Below are 9,161 nucleotides of genomic sequence, written 5' to 3' on the forward strand. Positions count from 1 at the left end.
CTTTTAACCATCAACGACAGTGGCTACGAACTAGAGGAGCATTCGTAGGTGTCATGACCCAACCAACGTAGTCCTCGAAAGACTTGGGGTAGTCAACTAGGGCTTTTTACAAGCCCCCACTTCAAAAGCCCAAGGCTTTAAGTGGTGGGTAGTTGACTTGGCTTAGGTCTTAGTTCAAAAGGCATCCACTCAATGTTAACATCTTTATTTTGCACAGCATCTTCCAGTGGTTTTTTGGCTAGAAAACAATATGGACAAACATAGTCGGAATATACTTTTATACTCAATGTCATTAAAAAACCTCCACAATTTCAACTCATTTTTGTATCTCAAATATACATCTTTCAATTCTTTATGTCGAATCATATGCTTCCTTAATTTTTCATTGAAACCTATCGTAAATTCTTCCTATAACACGAGTGTTGATTATCCATTATTTTACTTTTGTTTTTGCTAACATAAAATTGAGCCACTTCGCTCGTAAAAACGTGAGCCACTCCATTTCCAGCGAAAACACCGTCTTGATATGGAGTGAGAGGCATGATAGGCTTGTTGCCTATCGAAACACCTTGATGTGTCGCCTTTCGAGTGAAATCATGCCTCTAGAGGCTCCATGTCAAGACGCCCCAGATTTACCATTTGTCAATTTTTAAGTGGCTCACAAGGATGTAATCGGAGTGGCTCAAAATTCAATTAGCAAATACAACTTTATGATGATAATCGTCAGTCAAAGTATTCTTGCCCCTTTGGAAGAGACTGCGAAAACAGCCGTGCCTAGTCCATGTTCGGACATATCGTGCTGGTGAACGACTTGAATTTCAACGCTAAACACCTCCCTAAAATTATGAAAGGATTACCTATAATCAACAGGCAATCCTTTGCTTCGGCATATATACGTTTACGCCCACCACATTTCACTGAGCGTTTCTTTAAAGAGAATTCCTTTTAGCAAATTTACTGCTTTACTTAATCCTTCATCAATAGAGGCAAGCATGTCTTCATGTTCAATAGAAAGAACATAATCATATCCTACTGCCCGTAAAGCACTTACCATATCTTTCCAAAACTTTTCGCTATGGCCATAGCCCACAGATCGGAATGTCCAAGCGCGATCTAAAATTCTGCTGTAGTGCTTTGTATCTAGTACACCGTTTACTCGAATATTAGCTTGATCTAAGTACGTATCTTTTGCATGAACATGGAAGATCGCATTTTCCCGTCCCAGCTTTTTAATCGCTTCTACCGGATCAATCCCTTGCCATACTAAATGACTCGGGTCGAAGTTAGCACCGATACTAGGACCTACATGTTCCCTTAATTTTAATAAAGTTTCCGGATTATATACGACAAACCCCGGATGCATTTCAAATGCAATTTGATTTACTCCATGTAATTGCGCAAATTTCGCTTCTTCTTTCCAATAAGGAATAACGACTTCATTCCATTGCCAATCTAATAGTTCTAAATATTCAGGAGGCCAAGAACATGTAACCCAATTCGGATATTTTGCATTCGGATGATCTCCAGGACATCCGGAAAAACCATTAACGACAGGAACGCCTAGACGCTCTGCCAACAATATCGTTTTTCTCCATACTTCATGGGATTGAGTTGCAAACTTCTTATCGGGATGAAGTGGATTACCATGGCAGCTAAGCGCACTAATTGTTAAGCCTCTACTTTCTATCGCACGCTGGAAAGTTCTTATTTTTTCCGGATTTTCCAACAGTTCATCTGGATTACAATGGCTATTCCCTGGGTAATTGCCAGTACCTAACTCGATTGCTTCAATACCCATCTCGCATATCTTATCCAGCATGTCTTCGAATGCTAGGTTTTGATAAAGAACGGTAAACACGCCTAATTTCATCGGAGCACCTCCTGTCCTGTTTCTACTTTGACCCATCTTTTTTCTTCATTACTCTTTACAATCGCTTCGATTAACTGCATAATGCGGTGGCCATCTTCTATCGTCGCAAAAGAGGATGCCGATACATTCGGATATGTTTTTACCGCTGTATAAAAATCAATAAATAAATTCTTTAACCCATCCGGCCAGCCCTCTTGATGCCCGCCAGGATAGTGAGCAAGAGCAGCGGCAACAGGGGATAACAACGATGGATCGCGCATAAGCTCCATGTTCCCTCCATCCCGCCTGCCAATCCATAATTTATTCGGCTCTTCTTGATTCCAATAAAGCGTACCTTGTTTTGCAGCAATTTCAAACGTAAGGTAGTTTTTTCGTCCAGCATTTACCTGCGATACAACAAATGCTCCATGAGTCCCGTCTTCAAAATGAACGATCACACTTCCGCAGTCTTCACTGTCAATTTGTATTTCTTCAAACGCTTCTTGGCCTCTGCTTTGGAACGTTTCTACCTCACCAATCGGTTTTTTTCGTACGGGATGCACGGTCTTTAGATCTGCGAATACTTCGACAATCTTTTTATTAAGCACATATTGAACGGTATCACACCAATGTGAGCCGATGTCAGCAATAGCGCGGGATTTACCGTTTCTCTTTGCATCTAGCCGCCAGTTATAATCGGTATCGTACAGAAGCCAATCTTGAAGATACGTCCCATGCACAAGATGCACAGGTCCGTATTCCCCTTTATCAATAAGCTCCTTTGCCTGAGCCACTAATGGATAATGCCGATAGTTAAAACATACTCCGGCTACTACATGTTTCGATTTAGCCAACTCCACTAATTCGCGGGATTCTTCACTCGTCATCGCTAATGGCTTTTCCGATAATAGATGCTTCCCTTTTTCTAACACTTTTTTGTTCACGGTATAGTGCAAATAGTTTGGCGTGCAATTATGAACAACGTCTACTTCCGAATCTTCAATTAACTCGTCTACACTCCCATAAAAATTCGGAATGGAAAACTGTTCTGCCATTCGTTTCGCCTTTTCTAATGCGCTGCCGCTAATAGCAACCACTTCAACGCCACTTAATCGCCTTAATGCTTCTATATGCGATTTTGCTGAAAAACCAGTACCAATAATCCCTACTTTAATCAGCGACATATGCTTCCTCCTATTTTTTCAATGTTTTTCTTCCAAATGCCACTGCTAAAATAATAATGAGTCCTTTTACAATCATTTGTTGGCTAACATCCAATCCCATAATGATTAAACCGTTGTTAATAGTACCAATCATTAAAGAACCGATGACCGTACCAATAACTGTACCAACCCCGCCAAATAAACTTGTTCCACCGAGGATAACAGCGGCAATAACTGATAACTCATCCCCTTCACCAAACGTAAATCTTCCTGCATGCATCCGACCTGCATATAGCAGTCCGGCAAATCCCGCCATTAAACCTGATCCTACAAAGACAAGAAATTTAATTTTCGACGTTTTCACGCCAGTAAATTTGGCAGCCATCTCGTTCCCGCCAGTTGCCAATGTCTGTCTTCCAAACGCTGTTTTCTTCAAAATAATATGACCAATCACCGTAATAACGAGCGTCCATACTAGTAAAATAGGGATGGATCCAATATCCCCTGAACCGAATAAAAAGTTAAACGTGGAGTGAACAATCGGAACTGGAGCGGTATCGGTAATCCACATTGCTAATCCTTTGACAATCCCCATCATCCCTAATGTTACAAGGAAAGAAGGAATGGCTACCTTCGTGATAAGAAGACCATTGACTACTCCGATCACTAATCCTGTCCCTAATCCGACAGCTACTCCTCCTAACAGCCCTAACCCTGCTTTCAGCGCTAATGCAGCTGTCAATGAAGCAAGGGCAGTAATGGAACCAACAGAAAGATCAATTTCACCGGTGCTAATGACAAACGTCATCGCTACTCCCATAATCGAGATCATTGCCGTTTGTCGTGCGATATTGAGCAAATTGGATGTTGTCAAAAATCCGTCGTCATACAACGTAACAGAAAAATAAATGATCACACCGATGAACGCAATATATACAATATAATCGCGCCAATCCACTCCTTTAAACCGTTTTGCGAAACTAACACTGTTTTGCAATTTTACTTGCTCGTTTAGCTTAATGTCCTTGGATGGCATGTTGGAGAACCTCCTCTGAATGAATCTCTTTCCGTTTGAGCTCCTTGACAACCTCTCCTCCATGAACGACGATAATTCTGTCACTTACGGCAAGAAGTTCTTGTAGCTCTGAAGAAATCACTAAAACCGCTTTTCCGCTATCTGCTAACTTTCGAATAATATCCATAATTTCCGTCTTTGCACCAATATCTACACCGATGGTTGGTTCATCTAAAACCAAAATATCAGGATTATTCGCTAGCCATTTTGCTAAAACGATTTTCTGTTGGTTTCCTCCGGATAACAATCGCACTGTTTTAAAAATGTCATCTGTCTTAATATTTAACGTTTTAACAAACGTTTCCGCTATATCGTTTGCTTTTCGATTATCTAGGAAGATGCCTCTTTTAATTTTTGAAAGAATTGGTAAAATAATATTTTCCTTTACACTATGCTGCAGTATTAATCCTTGCATTCTTCGATCTTCCGGAATAAGCGCTATACCAACATTGATCGCATCCACAGGATCTTTAATCGTACATTTTTTCCCTTTAACAAAAATTTCTCCACCATCAATTGGATCAATTCCAAAGATGGCCCGAACCATCTCTGATCTTCCGCTTCCCATGAGTCCGGCAACACCAAGAATCTCCCCCGGATATAATCGAAAGCTAATATTTTTGACTTTCGTCCCCGAGGCAAGATTTTTTACTTCTAATACTGGAGTTCCTTCTGTTGAATAAACTCTTTCCTTCCACTCAAACGCTTTATCCAAATCTGCGCCTACAATATGTTGAATGACCGTTTCCATGCTTATCTCGTCGCAATTTTCCGTCGTAATTTTTTTACCGTCACGTAAAACCGTAATTCGGTCACAAATTTGGAAGATTTCATCCATGCGATGTGATATATAAATGATAGAGATCCCTTTTTCTTTCAATTTATGAATAATATCAAAAAGAACCTCTGTTTCTTTTTTCGTTAAAGAGGAAGTTGGTTCATCCATGATTAAAATTTTTGTGTTTTGCGATAACGCTTTAGCAATTTCTGTCATTTGCCAATATCCAACACCGAGATTGGCAATCACATCGGTTGGTTCGACATCTACTTCTAATTCTTTTAATAGCTCCTTCGTTTTTTCATTACATAACTTTTCATTGAGAAATCCTATCGAATTTTTTGGTTCACGTGTCAAAAATATATTTTGAGCAACCGTTAATGTTGGTACTAAACTGAACTCTTGGAAAATCATTGATATATAATTTCTTTTCGCATCTTCCGTATTATTGATCGAAACTTTTTTTCCTTCAATGAAGATTTCACCTTCATCCGCCGTATAAACTCCGGTTAATATTTTCATCAATGTGGATTTTCCAGCACCGTTTCCTCCCATCAGTGCGTGAACTTCTCCTTTGTGGAGTGAGAAGTTGACGGAATCGAGCACTTTAATCCCATTAAAAGACTTTGAAATTCCTTCCATTGATAATAGAGGCTGTTGCATTATAATCACCTTCTTTTTTATTGGGGGCTACTTTCGTGAAAGTAGCCCCCAAAATTCCTAGTTTACACTTAACGATGTCTCATTTAAGCTGATCCACATACCTTTTTCAGCAGATTCTAAAATGGCGTCGCAAATAACGGCGATACGATAACCGTCATAGAAGTTTGGTGAAACTTCCGTATCTTCGACAATCGATTTGAGGAAATCGTAAATTTCAATAATTTTTGTTTCACCGTATCCGATCCCTAGAGCTGGAATCGGCCATAACCCTTCACCATATGGATGGGCAGGTCCTGTGTAAACGGTTCTAAATCCTTTACTATCGCTTGGATCATCGGCAAAGCATACTTGTAATTCATCGCGCCGTTCATAGTTAAAGTATAACGAGCCTTTTTCACCATGGATTTCAAAGGTTAGGAAGTTGTTGCGTCCCCAAGCATTTCGGGTCGCTTCGATGCTACCAACGGCACCGTTTTCAAATTTTAATAAGGTCGAGAACTCATCATCGACATCAACTATTCCTTTAGGAGTATCAGCTTGTCCTTTCACTGTACCTAATTTATCAACACCACCAGTTTGAATCGGTCTTTCCGGCACCCATGTTTTTGTGATGGCCATTACCTCTGAAATTTCTCCTACAAGATAGCGTGCAAAGTCAATAACGTGTGTACCGATATCTCCTAACGCTCCCGAACCCGCGACCTTTTTCTGAAAACGCCATGACAATGGAGAGTTAGGATCCGCTGACCAGTCTTGCAAGTACGTACCGCGAAAATTAAGGATTTTACCGATTCTCCCTTCTTCAATATACTTTTTAGCAAGAGCCACAGCTGGAGTTCTTCTGTAGTTGAACGCAACCATATGCTTAACGCCTGCTTCCCTTACCGCATCCCACATTTTCTTTGCTTCCTCAGCGTTTCGTGCTAACGGCTTTTCGCAAATAATATGTTTTCCAGCTTTCGCAGCTGCAATAGCAATTTCCGCATGAGAGTCATTTGGTGTTACAATATCTACGATGTCAATGCTTGGATCTTCGATAACATCTCTCCAATTAGCAGTGTAATTTTCATAGCCGAAACGTTGAGCAGCTTCTTTTGCCAACTCTTCTGTTACATCGACTACAGTTTTACGATAAGGAATTCCCGGAGCTGGCCAAAAGAACATTGGCATTCCAGCGTATGAAAGTGAATGCGCTTTCCCCATAAATCCTGCACCAATCATCGCAACGTTAAATTTTTTCATAGCACAAAAACCTCCTAGTTAATCTTTTTATTTTGCTGCATTTTGGATGGAATCAGGAGCATCTTTATGATAAACAAGCTTCCATGCATCTAACACATTTTCTTTTGTTACTTTTAATGATGGCACTGCCACATAAGGCGGAGCTTGTTTTCCAAGCAACGCATAACCAGCTAAAATAGCTTCAGCTATGCCTTGGTCATATGGAAGTTGTGCTCCTAATCCTTTCACGATGCCACCAGAAGCAATCTCTAGTGCCACGTTCGTTCCTAAATCAATTGTAGTAATCACTAAATCATCGCGTCCAGCTGTTCTCGCCGCGGCTAATGCTCCTTCAGCAGGTACATCCCAAACCGCGAAAATACCGTCTAAATCTGGATGTTTCGTTAACATACCAGACGCTACTTTTTCTCCATCATTCGGAGCTGTAATACCGCCCCGCGCTACAATTTTGATGTCAGGATACTTTTCTTTGATTGTCTTTTCAAACGCTTCTGTCCTCTGTTTTGTGACAAAGAAGTCTGCGTCATGGAAAATAACACCGATTTTCCCTTTACCGTTTAGTTTATCCGCCATAATTTCTGCAGCTGCTACTCCATTTCCATAGTTATCAGCTGAAACAACACTGACATAATCTTTGCCTGCTGTTAACCCTTGAGGAGCATTATCCATAAATACGAGTTTTACACCTGCTTCTGCTGCTTTTTTGTATGCTTCGGCAGTAGAAACTGGATCAACCGGAATGCTGACTATAATATCCGGTTTTTTTGCTAACACCGTTTCAATATCAGAAACTTGCTTTTCTGCTTTAAAATTCGCATCTGTTACCGCTACTACTTCGATCCCCATCTTTTTAAACGTTGCTTTTAGACCATCAATTTGCGCTGTTGACCAGTCATTCCCAGCATAGTGCATCACAATAGCTGCTTTATATTTCCCTTCTTTAATCTTCTGCACTTCTTCTTCCGTTAATTGTAATGTTTTTGCAGAAATCGCTGTTTCACCATGAGGACCCTTACTTAAAATTTGTTGATCCCCAGAAATTTCCGGGTTAATGGTAATTGGCCCCGATGTTGTGCTCTCTCCTGTTTCCTCTACCTTTCCGCCATCGGATGGTTTACTAGAAGAATTGGTAGCGTTTTCTTTTTGGCTGCAACCAACAAGAGCAACGATGCTAAGAAGCAAGACGACAATCAACATGGAAAAAAACTTTTTCATACAACCCTTCCCCCTTCATTAGATGCTAAAGATTAAACTTTCTTAAAAACGCTCTGCTAATTTCCGCGCCTTTTTTCGGATCTGGATAACTATCTAATTCTACAGTAATCCATCCATCATAATTTATTTCTTCTAACGCTTTTATCATTTCATCAAAGTTTTGATGCCCTTCTCCTAAAGGTAGAAATTGACCGTTGTCATAATCTTTGAAATGGATATACTTAATACGAGACGAATATTTTTTGATCACCTCAACCGGATCGCCGCCCCCAGCTTCTATATGAGCTGTATCGGGACATAAATAAATAGACGTCAAACTCATCAGTTTATCCAACTGTTCCGGAGACTCAACAATCGTTCCTAAATGAGGATGATAACTTGGAATTAAACCATATTTTTCTGCAATCGCTACAACTTTATCAAGGGCATGTCCTAAATCGATGTAATCGCTTTCCAAAATGCCATTCGTTCGAATTGCGCCGCCTCCAACCACAAAATGTGTTGCACCTAACTCGGATGCGAAAGCAGCAACTTTTTCCATCTTTAATAATTCTTCCTCTAAAATGTCAGGGAAAATAAAATTCGCGCCTGAATACACACCAATAAGATCCAATGAATGATCAGCCATCAATTTCTTCAATTCTTCTTTTTTATCTATATATTGCATAAGATTTCCATCAAAAATTTCAAATCCTGTATACCCAGTTGCAGCAATATCTTTTAATGCTTCTTCTGTTGAACCATTTGCAAGATAGTAAAGATCCTTAACAGATGTAACACCTGCAGGGTGGCCGACTACTCCTCCCCAAGTATTTGTTTGATAACCTAGTTTCATCATTACTACCTCCATTCGAGTTTGATTTGTTTAGGTCATTTACACAACTATACCGGACGTATAGAAATTTCACCACCTCCTCAAGTAAATAAATGTAATCGATTACATTGAAAAATGTTTAAAAAAGATAATTTGTAGGTTTTAAAATGTAATGGATTACATTTTAAAACCTATCTCAACATACTTTTTGCAAGTGTCACGAATAATAAGTCGATCTCTCAATATATACTGATTTTTTTCTAATTGACTGTAGTTGAGCAATTTCGATAACAATAATTACCATTTAAAAAGAGACAAACAGGGCACCCCTTAGGCGACATGGAGCTGTTTTTTCACAACAT

General features: G+C 39.8%; 7 protein-coding genes and 1 pseudogene. All 8 read right to left on the bottom strand.

The features are described from left to right. Positions 1-152: 152 nt before the first annotated feature. Positions 153-293: pseudogene (locus tag HNQ34_RS13190) on the bottom strand (DsbA family protein); the annotation flags it as partial. A gap of 605 nt (positions 294-898) precedes the next feature. Continuing rightward, positions 899-1,870, bottom strand: a complete 972-nt coding sequence (locus tag HNQ34_RS13195; RefSeq protein ID WP_183255363.1) for a sugar phosphate isomerase/epimerase family protein — start codon at positions 1,868-1,870, stop codon at positions 899-901. After that, entirely contained in the window at positions 1,867-3,033 is a 1,167-nt protein-coding gene (locus HNQ34_RS13200) for a Gfo/Idh/MocA family protein (protein ID WP_183255365.1), read from the bottom strand. Before HNQ34_RS13200 ends, HNQ34_RS13195 begins: the two co-directional genes overlap by 4 nt. Positions 3,034-3,043: 10 nt before the next feature. Further along, positions 3,044-4,048 carry an ABC transporter permease gene (locus HNQ34_RS13205; protein WP_183255366.1) on the bottom strand — a complete coding sequence of 335 codons (1,005 nt, stop codon included), beginning with the start codon at positions 4,046-4,048 and terminating at the stop codon, positions 3,044-3,046. Then, positions 4,029-5,528: a sugar ABC transporter ATP-binding protein gene (locus HNQ34_RS13210; protein ID WP_183255368.1), complete on the bottom strand. Its 1,500-nt coding sequence runs from the start codon at positions 5,526-5,528 to the stop codon at positions 4,029-4,031. Before HNQ34_RS13210 ends, HNQ34_RS13205 begins: the two co-directional genes overlap by 20 nt. A 57-nt stretch (positions 5,529-5,585) precedes the next feature. Next, a complete protein-coding gene (locus HNQ34_RS13215; protein WP_183255370.1) occupies positions 5,586-6,770 on the bottom strand; it encodes a levoglucosan dehydrogenase in 1,185 nt (394 codons plus the stop codon). Between the two features lie 27 nt (positions 6,771-6,797). After that, positions 6,798-7,985: a substrate-binding domain-containing protein gene (locus HNQ34_RS13220; RefSeq protein WP_183255372.1), complete on the bottom strand. Its 1,188-nt coding sequence runs from the start codon at positions 7,983-7,985 to the stop codon at positions 6,798-6,800. A 25-nt stretch (positions 7,986-8,010) separates the two neighbouring features. After that, complete coding sequence (locus HNQ34_RS13225) at positions 8,011-8,820, bottom strand: sugar phosphate isomerase/epimerase family protein (protein WP_183255374.1); 810 nt, start codon at positions 8,818-8,820, stop codon at positions 8,011-8,013. Positions 8,821-9,161: the final 341 nt, after the last annotated feature.

This window comes from Anoxybacteroides tepidamans (assembly GCF_014201465.1).
Lineage (GTDB): Bacteria > Bacillota > Bacilli > Bacillales > Anoxybacillaceae > Anoxybacteroides > Anoxybacteroides tepidamans.